The organism is Chromobacterium sp. Ag138, from assembly GCF_055181315.1.
The window spans coordinates 2,564,440-2,587,750 of the sequence record NZ_JBUPWA010000001.1; the positions used below are offsets into that span (position 1 = coordinate 2,564,440).

The 23,311-nt window shown below is 58.6% G+C and carries 20 protein-coding genes; 5 read left to right on the plus strand and 15 right to left on the minus strand.

Going from position 1 to position 23,311, the window contains the following annotated elements; all coding sequences use genetic code 11:
• Together ACY3GB_RS11770 and ACY3GB_RS11775 are read right to left on the minus strand one after the other, a co-directional pair.
• The coding region (locus ACY3GB_RS11770) for an ESPR-type extended signal peptide-containing protein (protein WP_463088909.1) at positions 1–1,102 on the minus strand (1,102 nt) is incomplete at its 3' end.
• A 15-nt stretch (positions 1,103–1,117) separates the two neighbouring features.
• Positions 1,118–2,605: a hypothetical protein gene (locus tag ACY3GB_RS11775; protein ID WP_463088910.1), complete on the minus strand. Its 1,488-nt coding sequence runs from the start codon at positions 2,603–2,605 to the stop codon at positions 1,118–1,120.
• 818 nt (positions 2,606–3,423) lie between these two features.
• Here ACY3GB_RS11775 and ACY3GB_RS11780 point away from each other — a divergent pair.
• From ACY3GB_RS11780 to ACY3GB_RS11795, 4 genes are read left to right on the plus strand one after another with little or no spacing between them, the layout of a single operon-like run.
• Positions 3,424–4,305: a TnsA endonuclease N-terminal domain-containing protein gene (locus tag ACY3GB_RS11780; protein ID WP_463088911.1), complete on the plus strand. Its 882-nt coding sequence runs from the start codon at positions 3,424–3,426 to the stop codon at positions 4,303–4,305.
• Positions 4,298–6,466, plus strand: a complete 2,169-nt coding sequence (locus ACY3GB_RS11785; RefSeq protein WP_463088912.1) for a hypothetical protein — start codon at positions 4,298–4,300, stop codon at positions 6,464–6,466. The genes ACY3GB_RS11780 and ACY3GB_RS11785 overlap by 8 nt, the downstream gene beginning before the upstream one ends.
• Positions 6,467–6,471: 5 nt before the next feature.
• On the plus strand, positions 6,472–7,950 hold the full coding sequence (locus tag ACY3GB_RS11790) for an ATP-binding protein (RefSeq protein WP_463088913.1): 1,479 nt from the start codon (positions 6,472–6,474) through the stop codon (positions 7,948–7,950).
• Between the two features lie 11 nt (positions 7,951–7,961).
• Positions 7,962–9,737 carry a TnsD family Tn7-like transposition protein gene (locus tag ACY3GB_RS11795; RefSeq protein WP_463088914.1) on the plus strand — a complete coding sequence of 592 codons (1,776 nt, stop codon included), beginning with the start codon at positions 7,962–7,964 and terminating at the stop codon, positions 9,735–9,737.
• Here ACY3GB_RS11795 and ACY3GB_RS11800 read toward each other — a convergent pair.
• The 3 genes from ACY3GB_RS11800 to ACY3GB_RS11810 form a co-directional block, all read right to left on the minus strand.
• Complete coding sequence (locus ACY3GB_RS11800) at positions 9,708–11,354, minus strand: TniQ family protein (RefSeq protein ID WP_463088915.1); 1,647 nt, start codon at positions 11,352–11,354, stop codon at positions 9,708–9,710. The genes ACY3GB_RS11795 and ACY3GB_RS11800 overlap by 30 nt on opposite strands.
• Before the next feature lie 272 nt (positions 11,355–11,626).
• The gene (glmS, locus tag ACY3GB_RS11805; RefSeq protein WP_463088916.1) at positions 11,627–13,456 is read right to left on the minus strand and encodes a glutamine--fructose-6-phosphate transaminase (isomerizing); all 1,830 of its coding nucleotides are present in this window, start codon (positions 13,454–13,456) and stop codon (positions 11,627–11,629) included.
• The gene (locus ACY3GB_RS11810) at positions 13,456–14,250 is read right to left on the minus strand and encodes a DeoR/GlpR family DNA-binding transcription regulator (protein ID WP_463088917.1); all 795 of its coding nucleotides are present in this window, start codon (positions 14,248–14,250) and stop codon (positions 13,456–13,458) included. Before ACY3GB_RS11810 ends, glmS begins: the two co-directional genes overlap by 1 nt.
• A 207-nt stretch (positions 14,251–14,457) precedes the next feature.
• Here ACY3GB_RS11810 and ACY3GB_RS11815 point away from each other — a divergent pair, with 207 nt between their 5' ends.
• Complete coding sequence (locus tag ACY3GB_RS11815) at positions 14,458–14,817, plus strand: DUF6404 family protein (RefSeq protein ID WP_463090936.1); 360 nt, start codon at positions 14,458–14,460, stop codon at positions 14,815–14,817.
• 103 nt (positions 14,818–14,920) lie between these two features.
• Here the strand turns inward: ACY3GB_RS11815 and glmU are convergent, their stop codons facing one another.
• From glmU to ACY3GB_RS11865, 10 genes are all read right to left on the minus strand, one after another.
• Complete coding sequence (glmU, locus tag ACY3GB_RS11820) at positions 14,921–16,285, minus strand: bifunctional UDP-N-acetylglucosamine diphosphorylase/glucosamine-1-phosphate N-acetyltransferase GlmU (RefSeq protein ID WP_463088918.1); 1,365 nt, start codon at positions 16,283–16,285, stop codon at positions 14,921–14,923.
• Between the two features lie 81 nt (positions 16,286–16,366).
• Entirely contained in the window at positions 16,367–16,789 is a 423-nt protein-coding gene (locus ACY3GB_RS11825; protein ID WP_166439586.1) for a F0F1 ATP synthase subunit epsilon, read from the minus strand.
• 11 nt (positions 16,790–16,800) lie between these two features.
• Positions 16,801–18,198, minus strand: a complete 1,398-nt coding sequence (gene atpD, locus ACY3GB_RS11830) for a F0F1 ATP synthase subunit beta (protein WP_463088919.1) — start codon at positions 18,196–18,198, stop codon at positions 16,801–16,803.
• Positions 18,199–18,238: 40 nt separating this feature from the next.
• Positions 18,239–19,105: a F0F1 ATP synthase subunit gamma gene (atpG, locus tag ACY3GB_RS11835; protein WP_021474889.1), complete on the minus strand. Its 867-nt coding sequence runs from the start codon at positions 19,103–19,105 to the stop codon at positions 18,239–18,241.
• 39 nt (positions 19,106–19,144) lie between these two features.
• Positions 19,145–20,689 carry a F0F1 ATP synthase subunit alpha gene (gene atpA / locus ACY3GB_RS11840; RefSeq protein WP_463088920.1) on the minus strand — a complete coding sequence of 515 codons (1,545 nt, stop codon included), beginning with the start codon at positions 20,687–20,689 and terminating at the stop codon, positions 19,145–19,147.
• A gap of 8 nt (positions 20,690–20,697) precedes the next feature.
• Entirely contained in the window at positions 20,698–21,234 is a 537-nt protein-coding gene (locus ACY3GB_RS11845; RefSeq protein ID WP_463088921.1) for a F0F1 ATP synthase subunit delta, read from the minus strand.
• Positions 21,235–21,241: 7 nt separating this feature from the next.
• A complete protein-coding gene (locus tag ACY3GB_RS11850; RefSeq protein WP_021474886.1) occupies positions 21,242–21,712 on the minus strand; it encodes a F0F1 ATP synthase subunit B in 471 nt (156 codons plus the stop codon).
• A gap of 58 nt (positions 21,713–21,770) precedes the next feature.
• Positions 21,771–22,058, minus strand: coding sequence for a F0F1 ATP synthase subunit C (atpE, locus tag ACY3GB_RS11855; RefSeq protein ID WP_021474885.1), 288 nt, complete (start codon positions 22,056–22,058; stop codon positions 21,771–21,773).
• A 64-nt stretch (positions 22,059–22,122) separates the two neighbouring features.
• Complete coding sequence (gene atpB / locus ACY3GB_RS11860) at positions 22,123–22,935, minus strand: F0F1 ATP synthase subunit A (protein WP_463088922.1); 813 nt, start codon at positions 22,933–22,935, stop codon at positions 22,123–22,125.
• Between the two features lie 10 nt (positions 22,936–22,945).
• Complete coding sequence (locus ACY3GB_RS11865) at positions 22,946–23,308, minus strand: ATP synthase subunit I (protein WP_021474883.1); 363 nt, start codon at positions 23,306–23,308, stop codon at positions 22,946–22,948.
• Positions 23,309–23,311: the final 3 nt, after the last annotated feature.

Here is a 23,311-nt window from a genome sequence, read left to right on the forward strand (position 1 = left end):
GCGCGATGGTGTGCGCCGGCACCTGGCCGGAACTGGCCACCGTCTCGCCCTGGGCCGGGTCGGTCTTGCCCTTCTCGTCCCAGGCATAGGTCGACTTGTCGCCGCTCATGCCGCCGTTGGCGTCGAAGGTGTAGCGCGCCGTCAGGTCCTGGCCGACTTCCAGCTTGCCCTGCAGCTTCAGCTCCTTGACGATAGGCTTGGCCTGCGGATCCAACGGCTTGCCGTTGTCGCCGCCCTCCGAGCCATTGCCCACCGCATCGGTCGCCAGCTTGAGCGCATTACCCACCTTGCCGGCGCCGTTCTTGGCCTGCACCCCGACTTCCAGCACCTTGCCGGCGTCAGCCTGCGCGATGGTGTGCGCCGGCACCTGGCCGGAACTGGCCACCGTCTCGCCCTGGGCCGGATCGGTCTGGCCCTTCTCGCCCCAGGCGTAGGTCGATGCGTCAACGCGATTGCCGCCATTAGCGTCGAAGGTGTAGCTCGCCGTCAGCGCCTGGCCGATCTCCAACCGACCCTGCATGTGCAGATCGGCAATGCGTGGCGGCACCGCCGCCACCACGCCATCTTCCGACAGGCTGCGCGTATTGATGGTCAGCACATTGCCTGTTATTTGGCGGCTGCGCGCCAACACAGACAATTCCAGCGTTTTGCCAATATCCGCCTCGGTCAGGAGGCGCCCCGGCACTTCGCCGCTTTTTTCTACGGCCAGGCCATCGACAGCGACCTGTTGCGCCGTATCGCGGTAACCATACAGATACCGCGACTGGTCCCCCCCCGCGCCATTCAGCTCGGCGCTGAACTGGTACACCGCACTCAGGGTTTGTCCAACTTCCAATGGCACATTGACCCATTGCAATTGGCTGATGCTCACACCCGCTTTGCGTACTTGAACGTTCTGCAGCAGATTCGCCGCCCATGCCTGCGAAGGCGCCAGGGCCTGGAACACCATGAGGCTGAGCGCCGTCAAACCGGCAGACCACGACCGACTCACACCACGACCGCGGGTCGTGCGTCGACGAGAGGGGATTCGCGAGCTCAGTTCCGACGTCACCACCCAGCCCGATTGCACATCCGACCACTTCACTTGGTAAATTTTGTTCATTTCATGTCGCCTGAATTATTGTTTGGTGGTGTCAAAGGTCACGAGCCAGACGGCCTGGTTGCCATCGCGAACGTGCACAGCGTATTGATCCAGCCCTTGCGGATGCGGCAGGGAGGCGATATTTATCACTAGGACATTCCCCTCCATTTTGTAGACGCTATCCGTGAAGCTTGCTTGGTTCCGCTGACTGTCGAAGACTTGGCCCTGCCCTTCTCCCACCGGTATGCGCAGATTGCCTTGCGCATCCATCTCGCTGCCCGGCGGCAGACTCGACTTCTCGACCACGGTCTGCTTCAGACCCGTCGGGTCTACCTTGGCCAGGAAGGTGGAGGGCAATTGCTCGGGTCGCGCCATCGCCGTTTGCAGCAGCTCGCGACTGTTCAGTTGCGGACGCGGACGCAAGCTGGAGGCCAACGACACCTGGCTACGCGTCGTCTTGTGGCCCAGCATCGCCAGAATGTCGACATTCACGCCGACGCCCCAGCGGCCAGAAGTTTTTTCTACGCCATTGGCATTAAAGGCTGTCAATGCAAAGGTCGGCCGTTTCCACTCCACTTCGACCCGCTTTTCTGCTGCGCCGGTCTTGGCGCTGAAGGCGAATTGGTTTTTTTCATCCGCGGCGATGGTCAGCTTGAGATCCAGATAGGGCTTGCGCGTGGTTTCCTGGCTGCCGTCGCTGAATGGAAACCGCAGTTGCTCCATACCGAAAGCACCTTTGAGCACCACGTTCTCTCTCGGCGCGTATTGCACTTCCACCGCGCTGCCGATCAACGAGCCCGCCGAGATCAGGCGATGGTCCTGGGTCGACACCCAGGCATCGCTGGTTTCATCGACATAGCTCAACATGTCGAATCGGCTGTGGTTCTTGGTCTGGGCGCTCCACAACGCGACCCCCACCGAATGCCAACCCAAGTCAGACTCGCCCGGCTTGAACCAATTGACACTGCCGTAGTAGCCAAGCTGGGACAGACGCGCCGTTTCTCGGGAGCGGTAGAAGTCGAAGTCCTGCTTGCCCGCCATGTAATTGACCGCGCCTTGCAGACGCAGGCCGGAGTCGCCAAGATCGCCCACCGCATGCAGGACCACATCGGTCAGCTTGGATTCGGCATGCAGACGTCCGCCCAACGCCACATTCGGCTGCAACAAGACGCTGCCTGCCGCCGTCACACCAGGAGTGGGGCCAAAGCCAAAACCCAACGACAGCGCCGCATTGTCGCTTTCTCGCTTGAGATCCAGCGCGCTCTGGCTGAGAGAGAGACTGCCTTCGTCAGTATTGAGCGACAGGTTCGGATTGCCTTCTCCGAACGACTTGGCCGTGTTCGCCAAGGTTTGGCTCACCACCCCGCTATATTTGTCCGCGGTATCCAGCAGCGCCTTGTCGCTTGCCATGCTGGGCGCGAACGCGACTTCAGCGACCGACAAGGTGGGAAGGCCGCAAAGCGCCAGACTCAGTGCAATCGTGCCTTTGCTTCGACACAAAACATTAAAGGGGGGGGTGAACATGAAAGCTTCCTCGCTCGACATCTCCAGAACGGAGTGAAAATTAGTAATGCGAGGATTCTAAAAAATTGACATACAGGTGGAATATTGGCAAATCTCCTAAAAAATCTGAGAACCAATAAGAAAATTCCTAAAACAGGCTGCAGGAACATCGTTGTGATGGTCATGGCGGACGCCCTCGTGAGTGGCACACCCTTACTATCTCACCCGGCGACCGGGTCTGGGAGAGAAGGAGCGTCCATACCATTAACCAAGCCAGCCAGCGAAAATTGGCCGCACTCGCTATACTTTAGAAGATAAGGGTATCCTTGAATTACTTTCGTGCGACCCATCCGGTAGTCTCAACTAGCAAAGATAGAAGACACTGATGATCAGTAAAATGGCACGGCTGCGCCAATTACGGGACAGGCTCGCCACACTTTTCACACCGAATCACCACAACCTGCAACTTACAACCACGGGTGAGAACTACTTTAAAAATTCATTTACATTTTAGGCAAAACGGAACAACACAGACAGCCCACGCAGCAAGTAAATCGACGCATCGCGACATCAAAACTTTTGTTAGTCATTTTAGTCCGTACACACTTTGGACTGAATGTGGCTGACTGATCTTGTCAACTGGTTGCCGCACGGTCACAAATCGATATGGAGCATTTAATCGCACCGTTGGACCCTCTTTGGAAAAGCGTTGGCACCGCACTTTGTATGATACTCATCCATTGAGCAGAGTCGATGGCCGGGATAGACCTGCACAAGCACGCCTTGGACCACCGCCCAACCCTTTCAAGTTTGCTTTCAGTTGATATCTCTTAATCGCCATGAAGACTTTCACTACCAATCTCATCGATGAACAAAGGAAAGTTGCCCATGTTCTTGCCATGCCAAATGAAGGCTTGGATTATGAACAGTGGCTAACCGTCCGAGATGTACCCTCTCAGGGGCGCAAGACCCGAGCGGCCGGCCATACGATACCCAGAGAACATCACCTGCTCTCTGATCTGGAAACACAGTTCTTTTTGCTCTCCGACTTTGCACCGGATGTCATCGATATCCGAGAACAGCTTCCCTTGCTACCCATTGAGCGAACAATACAAATTGCCCAAGACATGGGGATTCGTCATCCAACAGATCGCAAGACCACCCAGAGAGTAGTGATGACAACCGATTTTCTGCTGACGCGTCAAGATCGGAAAGGCCACCACCGCTATCACGCCTACAGCATCAAGCCCTCGTCGCGGCTAACCGAAAACAGCCGCCGCCGGATTCGCACGCTTGAGAAACTCGAAATTGAGCGACGCTTATGGCAGTCGCTCCATGTGCCATGGACATTAGTCACAGAGCAGGCATTCGATCCCACAGTGATCGCCAACTTGCAATGGCTTAGCTATGGCTCGCGTGACCTAACACCTGAACTCATTGTCCTGCTGCCGCGCTTCCTAGCTCATCTCGCCAAACTGGATCAATCAAACCTCACTCTGGCGCAACTGCTGACAACCTTGGCAAATCAACTTGATCTCGATGACCAAGGCACTGCGCAGCAGCTATTCTGTCATGGCGTATGGCAGCACCACCTAATGATGAATTTACACAGACCGATCACCCTCTCACAGCCGACCTCATTCCGTTTGTCACCCGCACTCCAAGCGCGCGTAGCACATGAACCCGGCATGAATGTGAAACCGGAGATTCGTCATGCATGACCAATTTCTGCAAAACAGCTTGTTCGAACCAACGCCAGGCAGAAGCAATCCTCCATTGCAGGGTCTGCATCGCATTCTGTGGGTCGACCCGTCCAACGATCTTCTGGTAGCCATTGCGATTCAATCCCCCCTCAAGGCACCCCGAGAGTTCCGGCTAAGCGCATGGCAGCAGTTGCTCGAAGAACAACACATTCAGTCCACAGCACTGACTCTGCGCCCATTTGCTCTATTGGACGATGACCAACTGCCGGAGCGCTACAAGGCTACCCGTGACAGATCCTGGTGGTTCATTGAGCCACTTGTGAACGACGCGATGCTCCCTTGGATTTATCTGCAAAAGCACAGAGGAGCTGCCGTCGCGCAACGCGCAAAGACGCTGGCCGTTCCTCCCAGTCAGCTCCGGCGCATTCTTTACCAATACTGGGCGTACGGCAGCACAATCAATGCTTTGCTTCCCTGCTATGACCTGTGTGGCCCGCAAGGTAGTAAAGAAGAACGCCGCCCGACTCCGACAATGGGCAAACGCGGCCGTCGACCCGTTCGCGTTCTCTTTGACAACAACCCAGATCAAATTGGGATAGCGGCAGCCTCCGTACGAACACGCATGATCGCCGGCATCACGGAATTCCTTCAACCAGGGAAGACCATCACCAAAGCCTATGAGGAAACAATCAAGAAACACTTCAATAAGGGTTACGAGCAGCACGGCAAGCTAAGCGTCCCGATCATGCCTGCCACGCATGAAAAGCCATCCCTGCGGCAGTTTCGCTACCTGATCCAACAACTCGACTACGATCTGTCCCTGACGAAGCGGCAGATAGATACCTCGACCTGGAATCTGGCCTTCCGAGGCGTACTTGGCTCGTCACGCAATCGTCTGTTTGGCCCCTGCGCCCGATTCGAAATCGATGCCACGATCATGGACATTTACCTAGTGTCTGTCCTCAACCGCGCTTGGATCATTGGCCGACCGGTCCTGTACGTCATCGTCGACGTCTTCTCCGGCATGGTCGTTGGCTTTCATCTGGGCTTGGAAGGACCAAGCTGGGAAGGTGCTCGATTGGCACTATTCAATGCGTTCAGCGACAAAGTTGAGTTCTGTAAATCGTTTGGCGTCGAGATCGCACCAGAAGATTGGCCATGCCACCATCTTCCCCACAAGCTGCTCGGCGATAACGGTGAAATGCGCAGCAAAGCCTCCGATACACTAACGAAAGCATTACGCATTGACGTGGAGAATGCCGCAGTTAGGCGAGGTGACTGGAAGCCAAATATCGAACAACAGTTTCACCTGATCAATGCGGGCACCATTCGATTTCTACCTGGCGCCCTCATTCAGCGGGAACGTGAAGTACGGAAGCGTGGAAACCCCCTGGATGCCTGTCTGAACCTGCGCGAACTGACTGCCATCCTGATTCGGCGCTTTCTGAAGTTCAATCACTCCCGGTACAAGGCAGATCGGCTGCCACCTGAGATGATGGGAGAAGGTCTATTGGATGCGACCCCATTAGCCGTTTGGAACTGGGGCATTGCCAACAAGACGGGGCGAGCCCGTCAAGAAGACCCTCAAACCATTTGGACCGCTCTGTTACCCAAAGCGACTGCCTCAATCAGGCCACAAGGGCTCTACTTCGGCGGCCGTCACTACGTCAATGATCGCTTGTGCCAGGAGGAGAGATTTGCCCGGACTCGTACCCAAGGGAAATACGACGCGATCGAAATCCGACACCTGCCCTACGCCCCGAAGCAAATCTGGATCAAGAACAAAGAAGAACGGTGCTGGGAGGCCTGCTACCTAGTCGAGCATGAGCTGAGTTATGCGCAAGCACGGCAAGAAGAACTCTGGGATCAGATTCAAATTCTGAACTATGCTGCGGAGAAAAAACAGAATGCTCATCGGCAAATCAATGCTCGACTAGACGCCGAATGCGACAATATCGTCCAACAAGCTCAGACTGCCGCCAAAGATGCCCGACAAGGCCTAAGCAAAGCAAAGATGACTGCATCCATCACCAGCCATCGCGCCTTCGAGAAAGAAGCAGGCCGCGCCGAACGCCTACGCCAAGACGTCGAATCCTATCGCACCATTTCTACCCAGCCTAGCGCGACTCAAACGCCAGTCACCTCGATCATACCCGACCCGCTTGAAGACATTTGGTAAGTCCCATGAAAACCCAAGACCATTCGCCCACATACCTTCGGCAACGCATTCAAGAATATCAGGACAACCCGCTGATCGAAGCGCTACCGCCAATCCTGGGTCTCCGTCAAGCCGCACTACACATGATGTACCGACCGCCTTTTGAACTCGAGGAAAAGTCCTTTACTGTCGAGGAACGCTGGCATCTATTAGGGCGTTTGAAACACATCGTCGCACCACGACCCTCATTTTATCAACTGGAACGAACTATTTCCCGGCTCATCCGAACGGGTTATGTTCTACGCAACCCCTGCAAGCCTGAAACCTGGCAATCGGTGTACAAAGCCCAGGCAAATACCCCTCCTCCTTTGTTGCACCGACATCTGACAGCAACCGACTCCGAAGCCGTGGTAGTCGGACTCAGTGGCATGGGAAAAACCACGGCGATTGATGCCGTGTTGCGAATCTACCCTCAACAGCTCATTCAGCACCAGCGCTGGCGCAACAAACCCCTGCCTATCAAGCAATTGGTTTGGCTGAAAATTACCTGCCCCAAAAATGGCTCGATTCTCGCTTTCTGTCGAGAATTTGCCCGCCAACTCGACCGCGCGCTGGAAACCAACGAATACGAGGAGATGTACTCACGCTCACGCGTGACCACTGACGAAGCGGAAGCCAAGATGCGGCAACATGCCGCAACGTATTTCCTGGGGGTTCTAATCATCGATGAAATCCAGCGCTTAAGCACGGCGAAGTCTGGTGGAACGGAACGCTTGCTGGACTTCATCCAAAATCTGCGCGACATGCTGAAAGTCCCGATCGTGTTGGTAGGCACATATAAGGCCGTCAACCTGTTCAAGAGTGAAATGAAAGACGCTCGTCGAGCATCAGAATCAGGCCTGCTCGATTTCAGGCGCCCGATGCGCCGAGATGCCGAATGGGACAAGCTGGTGGAGCGTATTTGGCACTATCAGTGGCTGCACACCTTCACGCCACTCACATCCCCCATGCTGGATAGGTTGTTCGATCTGACTCAAGGGGTCACCGACTTCCTGGTGATCCTGTTCAAACTGGCTCAGCAGCGGGTTATGGAAGATGGCTCCGAAACTCTTACCGAGGCCGCTATTCAAGCAACTTATGATGAGTCATTGACCCTGCTCCACCCGGCGATAAATGCTTTACGTAAGAACACCATCGAGTCGCTGTTTGCCTTCGAGGACCTGCTTCCACCAGATCGCTATCTCGAGGAGCTGAAAAACACGCAAATACCCAATATCAATCATCTGGAAAATGAGCTCGATAACCTGTTTGGGCCCCCTGAACATACGCCAGCCTCCCTCACCTCGCCATCGAAGACAAAGAAAACTCGCCGCCGCACCCATCTAAATGACATTGACGACTTGCGCCACGCCGCGACACAGACCTCCCCTTTCGAATTTCTCCAAAAGACAGGTCAATTAAATGCGGACTTACCGAGTCTGGTACAAGATGTTCCAGATGAGTAAGTGGTGACCCCGTGCTGCCCACATTCAGTCGCGGTGAATCCATTATTGGGATCGCGGCCCGTTATCACAGGCTAGCCGGCCTTCTCCGCTTTCAAGATACTCTGCAGGCCTTGTTCGGCACGCGCTATGCCAAGCCGGCCAGCCTTTTGCCAAGCCATTTGCAATGGATGACAACAAAGCTGGAATATCCTGGAGGCACCGAAGAGTTGATCGAGGCTCACACCGCCTTACCCTACTTCAGGCGCTTCGTCGCACCAGCCACCTACGCCCAAGTACTGGCCTCCATGGCAGGAGTGAACGCGGGAGGATGCAAACTCTCGCTAGGCTTGGTACCAAGCCGACTCGGCGGATCCAATCGCTTGGCCTTCTGTCCAACCTGCGCCGAACAGGACCTCGCCAGTCTGGGCGTGGCAACCTGGTACAGAGATACCCAATTACCAGGCGTCCTAGTTTGTGCTCAACACCAACGACCACTTTTGGGATTGCTCCCCCAGTCATTACGCCGCCACCCCCATCGTCTGCCCTTGCCAGATGACCTCGGAAAACAATGTTTCCCCATGGTGTCAAAAAGCTCCGGGCCAGTGCAAGAGCGACTGAACCAGATTGCGGTGATGAGCGCTGAACTGTTGAGAATCTCGGCTCCTCCTATTTATACCTCGCTCCGCTGGCACTACGCTGCCTGGCTGCTTCAAATGGGCTTAGCCAAGCAACCAGCCTATATCGACCAACGAGCCCTTTCGGGCGCGGTAGTCGCCTACTGGCGCCCCCTTCGCGACCTGCCTCCATTTGATCGCTTACTGAGTGATCTTCAGCAGAGTGGAGAACACTGGCTGGCAACCTTATGCCGGCATCAACGCGTCGCCCATCATCCGTTGAAACATTTGCTCTTGATGGGCTTTCTGGCACCGAATATCGATGCCTTCTTGGTACTGGATCCCACGCCCCCGACCCGGATCAACAATGCAGCGGCCACCAAAACACCCTGTCATGATGAACGACTGACGCAACTATCCCACTTGCTTGAGGAAGAGCCAATATCGCTCCGACAAGCAGCTGATCGCTTGGGTCTCAGCCCACACACCGTGATTACCCTCGCCCAGAGGCTCCACATTCCAGTCAAAAAACGTCCAAAGCAACTTGACACCAAAACATGTCGTCGACTACTGGCCGCTCTCATAGAGCCACGGATGCTCATCGACATAAGCAAAGCCCATCACACCTCCCTATCCACCCTATACCGCCTGCTTGCAGCCAATCCGACAACCCAAGCACTTCGCCAGCAGAGAATGCTGGCAAGGCTAAGACTGGCTGAACGTACCTATATAAGGCACCTTCGGCATCAACACCGAACCGCAACATGGCAACAACTAAGTCAGCAGGCGCCTGCTGCCTGTGTCTGGCTCACGCGTCATGATCAGATTTGGTTGGAACGTTTCAAATCTACGCTGCCCCAGGCCAAGAGAAAAGGAAGACAAATCGTAGATTGGCAGGCCCGTGACAATACGATGGTGGCGGCCCTACAGACAGCAACCCTGACTCTGCAGTCTACTCCGGGAAAGCCTCAGCGAATTAGTCTCCCAGCCTTAGCCGAGCTCATCGAGCACCCTGACTGGCTCTGTAAACAACTGGATAAACTCCCCCTCACCCGAATCTATCTGGAAGAGAATCTTGAGTCGGTACCAGTCTTCCAACAGCGACGATTGAATTGGTACCGCGAGCTGTATCAAAAAGAAATGGGTGCCAAGCCCCCAGACTGGTTACTTCGCCGCTTGGCCGGACTCCCGTAACTTACGCTGGTATCTACGCCCAAGCTGAGGAAATTGCTTGTCAGGACAGGGCCCTATCCACTGTCGCGTAATTCCAAAATTTTCCAGGAATTCCACAATGACCCCCGGTTTAAGCAAGGGCCAATGTGTCACTTCACTGAAAAAGAGGCGCAGCTCTTTGATTCGCAGATTATCAAGCCCAGATGCTTTTGTAATGCGAGAAACCCCTTGCTCCAGTCGAAAAACAAGCACGGCCCATACATAGCGCCGGGCATGGTAATGCCAATCAGACTCGAGGGACTCCTCAAGGGCTTTCCATGTCTTTGGACTGAGTTCCGCAGTTGGGTAAGGACGTTTCCAACCCGCTTCTATCATGATTCGATTACGACTTACACGCTCTGGCCGCTCATCAGCATGTTGATAAAGCGTAGAGGCTGCTTTCCTGAACTGATCTGCCCACTCTTGATCTTCCTGTGCCAGCAATGGACGCATTTGAGCCGGCTTGGCCACTGGTGGCTTCCTACTCGCAGCACGGAGCAACTCGTTAAGACGGTCAGGGAATCGTTTGATAAAACGCTTGGTCAAGCCGTAGTGCTGTTCCCACAGTTTTTCGAGTGTGCACTTGGGGATTTCTCTTGCTACCGCAAGCATCTCCTCGAACAGCTTGGTTGACTTATCCAAAGGCTGTTGAAGCTCACCCTCTTTTCTCCTCTGTTCTGCACAACGTACCTCTGCTGCCGCACGGACCTCCTTGAAGTCCCGAATGGACTGAAACAGAAAATGGGCTAACGCCAAATGCCGAATCAAAGGGACTTCCTTGACGGTCGAAAGACTCTGCCAATGATAACTTTTGGCGAAATCCCCAAGACTAAAATCCTTGTCCAGCTTAGCCAGGAATACTGAGCCATAGAACTCATGGATCATCCCCTGAAACACGAGGCGGTCAAGCAAACTCTTGCGCCCCCCCGTCATTTCTACCGCCCGTGATCGGTACATCTCCCTAAGCACGTCCGCAGGGATCGGCGAAGCACTGGAACCAAGTAAATCTGCACAGAAGGATGCATAGCTCAATTCTATCCTCTGACGGCTCCGCACTATCTCGGGATCAAATGCAGACAGGGAATACCCACAAATACACTCTCGCCATAAACCCAAGGGCAAGCTGCCATCCCGAGACAGAGGCTGTCTACAATTTGGACAGCGATCAATCAGCCAGACTTGGTGCTTGGTACAGGTGTAAACCCCAGGAATTTGGTGGGACAGATGAACATAAGGAGTGCCATGCGTCAGTTCATCATCGTCCACGCAAGCCAGACAAACCCTCACTGCCCCAGCCCCAGCAAACGCTCTCTTTGGCAAGGATTGCTGCATCAAATACGCAGACTCACCCTTCTGACCAAGGAACAAATTCAGCAGTGGAAATAGCGTGTTGTTCTGCAAGAACCCTTCAAGCAAAAGATCCGTCTGTCCTGGCATGAACTCGGCCAACCGATCCAAATGGCGAGGAATCCAATGATTAAGCGTAATCTGCTTCGTATCAAACAGCGTATTCAACGTACGATCTATCGTGGGGTTACCACTCTGGATATGATAGCGGGCCACCATCGAGATGATCGTCTCATCTGTCAAGTAAGGCATCACCAAGCAGGCTTCTGCATCGAGCGTGATTAGCGGGGTGTTTGCTGGAGGGGAACAAGTGACACACTTGGAACTCACGAAAAACCTTGCTTCAAAAAACTTCAAGACTGCTGAAACGACCATGCCCCCAAGCAGTCCTGGGGGCACAGTACCACGATCAACACATCCTTCAGCCGGACATGGAGTGCAAACATATTTGCAATAGTGCAGATATATTTGTCACGGTGCAAACATATTTGCAATTCCTCATGAGTCACCCCATCAGGCGTCAATCACTCCACTGTGACCGATTTTGCCAGGTTCCGCGGCTTGTCCACGTCGGTGCCGCGCGACAGCGCGACATGGTAGGCCAGCATCTGCACCGGGATGGTGTGGACGATGGGGCTGAGGATGCCGACGTGGCGCGGGGTGCGGATCACGTGCACGCCGTCGGACTCGCTGAAATGGCTGTCGGCGTCCGCGAACACGAACAGCTCGCCGCCGCGGGCGCGCACTTCCTGCATGTTCGACTTCACCTTCTCCAGCAGCGCGTCGTTGGGGGCGATCACCACCACCGGCATGTTCTCGTCCACCAGCGCCAGCGGGCCGTGCTTCAGCTCGCCGGCCGGATAGGCTTCGGCGTGGATATAGGAGATTTCCTTCAGCTTGAGCGCGCCTTCCAGCGCGATCGGGTAATGCAGGCCGCGGCCGAGGAACAGCGCGTCGTCCTTGGCGGCGAAGCGCTCGGACCAGGCCTTGATCTGCGGCTCCAGGTTCAGCGCGTGCTGGACGCTGCCCGGCAGGTGGCGCAGTTCGTCCAGATATTGCGCCTCCGCCTCGGCCGACACGCGGCCGCGGGTCTTGCCCAGGGTGACGGCCAGCGCGAACAGGCCCACCAGCTGGGTGGTGAAGGCCTTGGTGGAGGCCACGCCGATTTCGGCGCCGGCGCGGGTGTAGAACACCAGGTCGCTGGCGCGCGGGATGGCCGATTCGCGCACATTGCAGATGGACAGCGCGTACTGGTGGCCCAGCTCCTTGGCGTACTTCAGCGCCTCCATGGTATCCAGCGTTTCGCCGGACTGGGAGATGGTGACGATCAGGTGCTTGGGATTGGCGAAGGCGTCGCGGTAGCGGTATTCGCTGGCGATTTCCACGTCGCACGGCAGGCCGGCGATGCTTTCGATCCAGTACTTGGCGGTCATGCCGGCGTAGTAGCTGGTGCCGCAGGCCAGGATCTTCACGCCTTCCAGCTGCGGCAGGATGGCGGCGGCGGACTCGCCGAACAGCTCGGGGTTGAAGCCGGCGTCCTGCACCGCCTCGATGGTGTCGGCCAGCGCCTTGGGCTGCTCGTGGATTTCCTTCTGCATGAAGTGGCTGTACGGGCCCAATTCCAGCGAGGCCAACGACACGTCGGACAGATGCACCGGGCGCTCGATGGCCTGGTCGTGCTTGTCCATCAGCTTGACGCCGTCGCGGGTGAGGTGGCCGATGTCGCCCTCTTCCAGGAAGATCACGCGGCGGGTGGCCGACAAGATGGCGGAGACGTCGGAGGCGATGAAGTTTTCGCCGTCGCCCAGGCCCACCAGCAGCGGGCAACCCATGCGGGCGCACACCAGTTCGTCCGGACGGTCCAGCGCGATGACGCCGATCGCGTAGGCGCCGGTCAGCTCGCGGGTCGCTTTCTTCACTGCGTCGAACAGGCTGTCGCCGGCCTGGTAATAGTGATGCACCAGGTGGGCAATCACTTCGGTGTCGGTTTGCGATTCGAAGGCGTAGCCCAAGTCCTTCAGGCGCTGGCGCTGCTGTTCGTGATTCTCGATGATGCCGTTGTGCACCACCGCGATCTTGCCGAAAGAGATGTGCGGATGGGCGTTGTATTCGGTCACGCCGCCGTGGGTGGCCCAGCGGGTGTGGCCGATGCCGAGCTGGCCTTGCAGGCTTTCCTCGGCGGCCGCGCTTTCCATCTCGGCCACGCGGCCGACGCGACGCACGCGGCGGATTTCGTCGCCGGCCAGCACGGCCACGCCGGCGGAATCATAGCCGCGGTATTCCAGACGCTTCAGGCCATCCACCAGGATGGGAACGATATTACGCTTGGCGATGGCGCCAACGATGCCGCACATTATTTTCTCCTTGCACTGCTGTCTTGAACTGCGGGCGCGCAAATCAGCGTCACGCCCTTCGCTTGAATCTTGTCTCTGGCATCCTGGCCCAGCGCGTCGTCGGTGACCAGGGTGTGGATCTTGTCCCACGGCAATTCCAGATTGGGAATGCGGCGGCCGATCTTTTCCGACTCCACCATCACGATCACCTCGCGCGCCACATCGGCCATCACGCGGGACAGGCCGACCAGCTCGTTGAAGGTGGTGGTGCCGCGCTCCAGGTCGATGCCGTCGGCGCCGATGAACAATTGGTCGAAGTCGTAAGAGCGCAGCGCCTGCTCGGCGATCTGGCCCTGGAACGACTCCGAATGCGGGTCCCAGGTGCCGCCGGTCATCAGCAGGATGGGTTCGTTCTCCAGCTCGCGCAGTTGCCCAGCCACGTTCAGCGAGTTGGTCATCACCACCAGGCCGCGTTTGCCGCCCAGCAGCGGAATCATCGCGCTGGTGGTGGTGCCGCTGTCGATGATGACGCGGTTGTGGTCGCGCAGCCTTTCCGCCGCCGCGCGGGCGATCGCCTGCTTTCGTTTCGAAACTTGTCCGACATCCGGCTCCGCCGCCATCTCGCTGGGCAGCGACACCGCGCCGCCGTAGCGGCGCAGCAACAGGCCGCCGGTTTCCAGCAAGGCCAGGTCTTTGCGGATGGTGACTTCCGACGTGGCGAAGCGCTGGGTCAGCTCTTCCACGCTGACTTCGCCCCGTTCCTGCACCAGCGCGGCAATGGCATGGCGGCGCTGCTGAGTGTTTCGTTTTGTCATCTAAAGTTTCGTTTCGAAAGTTTATTGATGATAACGGCACTGGAAATGAAAGGCAAGATGCCCGCTGGCTCCAGATGCAGGGATACGGCTTCTTGAATGCGCTTCCGTCACAGAAAAATTCACTTATCATGCCAAGATCGGAAGCAGGCTCATCGCCGCCCAATGGAAAAAGGGAACATTGCCATGCCAAGCTCAACCGCCTCCTCCATGCCTCCGCGCCGGGAGCGAGCTCTGCAAGTGCTGGCCCAGACCGGAATGAGCAAAGCAAACTACGCGCCGCCGCTGTTCCGCTTGCTATGGCGCTTGCGGGCAGACTGCCCGCCGCCTCATTTCCTGCCGTTCTGGCAGGCCGCCGCCCTAGCGGGCGTTTTTTTCGCGCTGGCCTGGGCCGCGCTGATAGGGTTGTTTGGCCAAATTTTGTCGTGGCCGCGGCCCCATGGCCTGGCGCTGCCCTTGATCGCGCTGCTCGTCGGCGCGCTCTTCGGTCTGGCCATGGCGCTTTATTATGCTTACGGGCGACGCAAGCACCGCCTGCCGCAGTGGGAGACGCTGCTGCCATCGCGCTGAGCCCGCCTGCGCGGCCAGGCCAAACGACAACGCCCTGTTTTCTTCTCGGAAAACAGGGCGTTGCGGCCAAGACGCTGAGGCGGCATCCGCCGCCAGCAGGGCATCAACTCTTTTTCTGCGGCCGCTTCCAGCCCGGCACCGTCACCTGGCGCGCGCGCGCCACGGTCAGTTCGCCAGCCGGGGTGTCCTTGCTGATCACCGAGCCGGCGCCGATCGTGGAATCGCGCTCCAGCCGCACCGGCGCCACCATCAGCGTGCCCGAACCGACGAAGACGTTGTCGCCGATCAGGGTCTTGAACTTGTTGACGCCATCGTAGTTGCAGGTGACCGAACCTGCGCCGACGTTGACCTTGCGGCCGATCTCGGCGTCGCCGATATAGCTCAGGTGGTTGACCTTGGAGCCGTCGCCGATCTTGCTCTTCTTCACCTCGACGAAGTTGCCGATGTGCACATGTCCGGCCAACTCCGCGCCCGGACGCAGGCGCGCGTACGGGCCGACCCGGCATTCCTCGCCCACCACCGCGTCTTCCAGATGCGAGAACGGCGCGATCCGGCTGCCGGCGGCGATCTTCACGTTCTTCAACACGCAGTACGCGCCGATTTCCACGTTGTCGCCCAACTCCACCGCGCCCTCGAACACGCAGCCGACGTCGATGCTGACGTCCATGCCATGCTTGAGCTCGCCGCGGATGTCGATGCGCGCCGGATCGGCCAGCGTGACGCCGGCTTCCAGCAGCGCGCGCGCCTGGTTGGCTTGCAGAATGCGCTCCAACTCCGAGAGTTGCAGCTTGTTGTTGACGCCGGCGGCTTCCCAGCTGGCGTCGACGCTGGCGCTTTCCACCACCACGCCGTCCTTCACCGCCAGCGCCAGCACGTCGGTCAGATAGTATTCGCCCTGGGCGTTGCCGTTGTTCAGCGCGCTCAGCCACCCTGCCAGGCGGGCATTCGGCAGCGCCATCATGCCGGTGTTGATCTCACGGATATTCAACTGTTCCGGCGTGCAGTCCTTGTGCTCAACGATGGCTTTCAGCTTGCCGTCGGCGCCGCGCAGCATGCGGCCATAGCCGCTGGCGTCGGCCAGCACGTCGGTCAGCACCGCCATGCCGTCGCCGGCGGCCTGTTCCAGCCGCTGCAGCGTGGAGACCTTGGTCAGCGGCACGTCGCCGTACAGCACCAGCGTCTTGCCGTCCGCCGGCAGGTGCGGCAGCGCCATCTTCAGCGCGTGCCCGGTGCCCAGCTGCTCCGCCTGCTCGGCCCACACGATGTCGGCATCCTGGATTCTGGCGCGCACCTGCTCGCCGCCGTGGCCGTACACCACCACCAGGCGCGACGGGTTCAAGCCGCGCGCGGTGCGGATCACCCGCGCCAGCATCGGCTCGCCGCCGATCGGGTGCAGGACTTTGGGCTGGGAGGAATACATGCGCTTGCCTTTGCCGGCAGCCAGAATGACGATACTCAGACTATCCATGATCTTTTTGCTTCACCAGAACGGAAAAAGGCTGCCACTTGCGTGGCAGCCTAGCACTATACACGATTACGTCTCACGCAATCAGTGAGCGCGCTTCTTGAGGTAGTCCAGCGTCTTGAGTTCGGCAATCGCCACCGCCAGTGCGGCGTGGGCTTTGGCCGTGCTCAGGTCGTCGGTCGCGCGCTTGAGGGCATCCTCGGCAGCGCGTTTCGCCTCATTGGCGCGGGCCTCATCGAGATCCTCGCCGCGGATCGCCGTATCGGCGAGCACGGTGATCAGGCTCGGCTGCACTTCCATCATGCCGCCGGACACCGCCACCAGTACTTCTTCCTTGGCGCCCGGCACCTTCAGACGAAGCACGCCGGGCTTGATACGGGTCAGGAGCGGCACGTGTTGCGGGTAGACGCCGATCTCGCCTTCGGTAGCCGGCGCGACGACGAATTCCGCCTCGCCGGAGAAGATGAGCTGCTCGGTGCTAACCACTTCGACACGCATCTTGGACATCCGCCCTCTCCTTAGTTAAGGGTCTTGGCTTTCTCGGCAGCTTCTTCGATCGAACCAACCATGTAGAACGCTTGTTCCGGCAGGTGGTCGTATTCGCCAGCGAGAATGGCCTTGAAGCCCTTGATGGTTTCGCGCAGCGGCACGTATTTGCCCGGGGAACCGGTAAATACTTCAGCCACGTGGAACGGCTGGGACAGGAAGCGCTGGATCTTACGGGCGCGAGCCACGACCAGTTTGTCTTCCTCGGACAGTTCGTCCATACCCAGAATCGCGATGATGTCGCGCAGTTCCTTGTAGCGCTGCAGGGTGGACTGCACGCCGCGGGCAACCGAGTAGTGCTCGTCGCCAACCACCAGCGGATCCAGCTGGCGCGAGGTGGAGTCGAGCGGGTCCACGGCCGGGTAGATACCCAGCGAGGCGATGTCGCGCGACAGTACCACGGTAGCGTCCAAGTGGGCGAAGGTGGTCGCCGGGGACGGGTCGGTCAAGTCATCCGCAGGGACGTATACGGCCTGGATGGAGGTAATGGAACCATCCTTGGTCGAGGTGATGCGTTCTTGCAGACGGCCCATTTCCTCGGCCAGCGTCGGCTGGTAGCCCACGGCGGACGGCATACGGCCCAGCAGAGCGGACACTTCGGTACCGGCCAGGGTGTAGCGGTAGATGTTGTCCACGAACAGCAGAACGTCGCGGCCCTTGCCGTTTTCGTCCTTCTCGTCGCGGAAGTGCTCCGCCATGGTCAGGCCGGTCAGGGCCACGCGCAGACGGTTGCCCGGCGGCTCGTTCATCTGACCGTAAACCATCGCCACTTTGTCCAGGACGTTGGAGTCCTTCATTTCGTGGTAGAAGTCGTTGCCTTCACGGGTACGCTCACCCACGCCGGCGAACACCGACAGACCCGAGTGGGCCTTGGCGATGTTGTTGATCAACTCCATCATGTTCACGGTCTTGCCCACACCGGCGCCGCCGAACAGACCCACCTTGCCGCCCTTGGCGAACGGGCACAGCAGGTCGATCACCTTGATGCCGGTTTCCAGGATGTCGGAGGCTGCGGACAGTTCGTCGAACTTCGGGGCCGGCTGGTGGATGGCGCGACGTGCGTCGGTAGCCACCGGGCCAGCTTCGTCAACCGGGTTGCCCAGTACGTCCATGATGCGGCCGAGGGTGGCGGCGCCAACCGGCACCGAAATCGGTGCGCCGGTGTTGGCTACGGCCATGCCACGCTTCAGACCGTCGGAGCTGCCCATCGCAATGGTACGGACCACGCCGTCGCCCAGCTGTTGCTGAACTTCCAGCGTCAGGTCGGCGTCCACCAGCTTCAGGGCATCATAAACCTTCGGCATGGCGTCGCGCGGAAATTCCACGTCGATCACCGCGCCAATGATTTGTACGATTTTGCCTTGGCTCATTATCGCTTCCTAAAAATAAACTTTGTGTTCCGCAAGTGGGCTACACCGCGGCGGCGCCGGCCACGATTTCCGACAGCTCGGTCGTAATCGCCGCTTGACGCGCCTTGTTGTACACCAGGCGCAGCTGCTTGATGGTGTTGCCTGCGTTGTCGGTGGCGGCTTTCATCGCCACCATCCGCGCGGCCTGCTCGGAAGCCATGTTCTCGGCCAGAGCCTGATACACCACCGATTCCAGATAACGGCGCACCAGGAATTCCATCAGCGTCGGGGCATCCGGCTCGTACAGGTAATCCCACGAGTGCGAATGCTCCACCACCATGTGGTGCGGGGTCAGCGGAAGCAGCTGTTCAAGTGCCGGCTCCTGCTTCATGGTATTCACGAAGCCGGAGTACACGATGTAGACCGCATCCAGTTCGCCTTCGGCGTACTGCTTGAACAGAACCGTAAGCGGGCCAATCAGTTTTTCCATCTTCGGCACATCGCCGAGATGAACCGCGCTTGCCACCACGTTCAGACGGGCGCGCTGGGCAGCTCCCAGGCCTTTCTGGCCCAGGCAGCAGACGTCGACTTCGACGCCCTCGTCCTGCAGTTCCTTGACCTTGGCGAAGAAGCGCTTGAACGAGTTCACGTTCAAGCCGCCGCACAGGCCCTTGTCGGAGGAAACCAGGATGATGCCGGCGCGCTTGATCGTCTCGCGACGGGCAAGCAGCGGGTGACCAAGTTCCGCGTTCGCCTGAGCGAGGTGCGCCATTACTGTGCGCACCTTCTCGGCGTAAGGACGGGCAGCGCGCATACGCTCTTGCGTTTTGCGCATCTTCGAGGTCGACACCATCTGCATAGCGCGGGTGATCTTCTGCGTGTTCTGCACGCTTCGGATCTTGGTGAGAATCTCTTTACCGACTGCCATATCCTGAACCTTTCTCTAGCTACGACGTGAGTCGAAGGCTCAGTTGAAGCTGTAGCCGGCCTTGAACGATTCCATCGCCTTGGCCAGTACCTTCTCGTTGTCGGCAGACAGATCACCGGAGGCGTTCACGGCCTGCAGCACTTCGGCGTGGTTGGCACGCACGTTGGCCAGGAACTCGGCTTCGAAAGCCAGGGCCTTCTTCACCGGAACGTCTTCGTAGCTGCCCTTGTTCACCGCCCACAGGGTCAGCGCCATTTCCGCGGTCGACAGGGTGGAGAACTGCTTCTGCTTCATCAGTTCGGTCACCACTTCACCGTGGGACAGCTGCTTGCGGGTGGCTTCGTCCAGGTCGGAGGCGAACTGCGCGAACGCAGCCAACTCGCGGTACTGAGCCAGCGCCAGACGGATACCGCCGCCGAGCTTCTTGATCACCTTGGTCTGAGCGGCGCCGCCCACGCGCGATACCGAGATACCAGCGTTGATGGCCGGACGGATGCCCGCGTTGAACAGGTCGGTTTCCAGGAAGATCTGGCCGTCGGTAATCGAAATCACGTTGGTCGGAACGAACGCGGAAACGTCGCCGGCCTGGGTTTCGATGATAGGCAGAGCGGTCAGCGAACCGGTTTTGCCCTTCACGGCGCCGCCAGTCAGCTTTTCCACTTCGTCTTCGTTGATGCGCGCGGCGCGCTCCAGCAGACGGGAGTGGAGATAGAACACGTCGCCCGGGTAGGCTTCGCGGCCCGGCGGACGGCGCAGCAGCAGCGAGATCTGACGGTAGGCGACGGCTTGCTTGGACAGGTCGTCGTATACGATCAGCGCGTCTTCGCCGATGTCGCGGAAGTATTCGCCCATCGCGCAGCCGGAGTACGGGGCGATGAACTGCAGGGCGGCGGCTTCGGAAGCGGTGGCGGCCACGATGATGGTGTGACCCATCGCGCCGTGCTCTTCCAGCTTGCGAACCACGTTGGCGATGGAGGAAGCCTTCTGACCTACGGCTACGTAGATGCAGATGACGCCATTGCCCTTCTGGTTGATGATGGCGTCCAGCGCCACGGCGGTCTTGCCGGTCTGGCGGTCGCCAATGATCAGCTCACGCTGGCCGCGGCCAACCGGAACCATGGAGTCGATGGACTTCAGGCCGGTTTGCATCGGCTGCGATACCGATTGACGCGCGATCACGCCCGGAGCGATCTTTTCGATCGGGGACGATTTCTTGGCGTTGATCGGACCCTTGCCGTCGATCGGCTGACCCAGGGCGTTGACCACGCGGCCAATCAGCTCCGGACCGACCGGCACTTCCAGAATGCGGCCGGTGCACTTGACTTCGTCGCCTTCGGAGATGTGCTCGTACTCGCCCAGCACCACGGCGCCGACCGAGTCGCGCTCCAGGTTCATGGCGAGGCCAAAGGTGTTGCCCGGGAATTCGAGCATTTCGCCCTGCATCACATCGGCCAGGCCGTGGATGCGGACGATACCGTCGGTCACGGAGATAACCGTGCCCTTGGTGCGAACTTCAGCGCCTTCAGCCAGATTCTGGATCTTGGCCTTGATCAGATCGCTGATTTCAGAGGGGTTCAACTGCATGATCTCTCCTAATTCTTGAGGCTTGCTGCCATTGCCTGCAGTTTGCCGCGCACGGAAGCGTCGATGACATCGTCGCCGACCGACACGCGAACGCCACCGATCAGGTCGGCGTTCTCACGCACGTCAAGACGCACGGCTTTGCCGTATTTCTTGGAAAGCGTGGTGGTCAGTTCGGCTTTCTGTTCATCGGACAAAGCAAAAGCGGACTCCACCAGGGCGTCCACGATGTTTTCCGATTGCGCCTTCAGCAATTCAAACTGCGCGGCGATTTCAGGCAGCAGCGTCAAACGGGCGTTCTCGATCAGCGCGGCGATGAAGCGTTTCACGTCATCGTTGCCGCGGGTGCCGAGCACATCCAGCATCAGCGCCTCAACCTCTTGTGCGGTATGTTTCGGATTGGTGACGACTTGGGCCAGATCCGGGTTGTTCACCATGGCAGCCAGCCACGACAGCGCGTCCGACCACTGGTCGAGCTTGCCCTGTTCCGTGGCGAGGCTGTATACCGCTTCGGCGTAGGGCCTTGCGACGGTAATGAGTTCTGCCATGAGTTAGTTAAAACTCCGCTTTGATGGAGGCAAGCAGGTCGGCGTGCTTCGCGGCGTCGATCTCCTTGCGCAGGATCTTCTCGGCGCCGGAAACGGCCAGGTCGGCGACATGCGCGCGCAGGGATTCCTTGGCGCGCAGCACTTCCTGGTCGATTTCAGACTTGGCGTCGGCCACGATGCGGGCACCTTCGGTGCGCGCCGCTTCCTTGGCTTCATCCACGATCTGGTTAGCACGCTTCTCGGCGGCAACCACGATCTCGGTAGCCTGCTGCTTCGCCTTGCGGATTTCGTCCGCAACGCGCTTTTCAGCGGCTTCCAGATCCTGCTTGCCGCGTTCCGCGGCGGCCAAGCCATCAGCGATACGCTTGGCCCGCTCATCCATCATGTTGGTAAGCGGAGGCCAAACAAACTTCATGGTGAACCATACCAGGATGGCGAACGTGATCGCCTGGCCCAGTAGTGTTACGTTAAATTCCACGCTTGTTTTCCTCCAGAGTATGACTGCAACAACCGCCTACATATCCGTCGGAAACGGATTAGTGAGCCGCCTTAACGATAGCCAGGGCAGCGGACAGGAACGGGTTGTTGAAGGTGAACAGCATGGCGACACCAACGCCGATCATGGAGATCGCGTCCAGCAGACCGGCGATGATGAACAGCTTGGTTTGCAGAACCGGGATCATTTCCGGCTGGCGAGCGGAGGACTCGAGGAACTTGCCACCCAGAATGGCGAAGCCGATAGCGGTGCCCAGAGCGCCGAGGCCAATGATCAGAGCGGCAGCGATAGCGGTCATCGACTGAATCTGAGAAACGAGTGCTTCCATTGTGTATCTCCTAAGACTTAAAGCAAGGATGGTTGGGTAAAAAGAAGGATGAATCTACGGTAAATCAGTGCGCTTCCACCGCCAGGCTCAGGTACACGATGGTCAGCATCATGAACACGAAGGCCTGCAGGGTGATGATCAGGATGTGGAAAATCGCCCACGGCGCGCCCAGCACCCACTGCAGGCCCCAGGGCAGCAGCGCGATCAGGATGAAGATCAGTTCGCCGGCGTACAGGTTGCCGAACAAACGAAGAGAGAGCGAAATCGGCTTGGCGGCCAGCTCGACCAGCTGGAACGCGAAGTTCAGCGGAGCCAGGATGATGGCGCCGACCGGGTTGGAGCTGTGGAACGGAGCGGTCAGCAGTTCCTTGCCCCAGCCGCCCAGGCCCTTGGCCTTGATCGAGAAGCCTACGATCAGGATCAGCACCGACAGCGACATGGCGAAAGTGGCGTTGACGTCGGCGGACGGCACGACGCGGAAGTACACGTGGTGCGGCTCCAGGCCGAAGAAGGTGTAGCCTACCCATTGCGCGGCCATCGGGAACAGGTCCACCGGGAACAAGTCCATGAAGTTCATCAGGAACACCCAGCAGAAGATGGTCAGCGCCAGCGGGGCGATCATCTTGCTCTTGCCGTGGAACACTTCGCGAACCTGGGTCTGCACCATCTCGACGATCATCTCGACGAACAGCTGCAGGCGGCCCGGCGCTTCGATGCTGGCGCGGCGCGCCACCACGGCGAACACGGCGGCGAACAGGAAGCCGAGAACCAGCGAAATGGAGAAGGTGTCTACGTGCAGGCTCCAGAAACCGGCGGAAGGATCCGAATTCCAGAAGGTGAGATGGTGCTTGATGTAATCGGTTGCGTTGCTTGCCATCGCTCTTTTCTCAATTTTTGATTAGAAGCCCGAAGCCGTAGCCGGAGGTGGCGGCAAAGAACCCACCCAAAAATCCAACTACGGACAAATCCTTGAAACTGGCCAAAACCGCACCACTTAACAGTACGGTCAGGCAAAACTTTACCGCCTCGGCCAGAAAATGCGCCTTGATCAGCGCCGCGGGCGCCACATGACGCTTGGCGTAAGCGATCCTGGCATACACCAGGGCCGGCGCCAGAACCGCCAAACCGCCCAGCAGGGCGGACACGGCGACCGTCACGCTGCCTGCGCTGGCGAGTAGCGCGACCACTACGGCCAGGCCGACCAGACTGGCCTGCAGGCGCAGCACGCGCTTCACTTCCGAATAGATCATGAT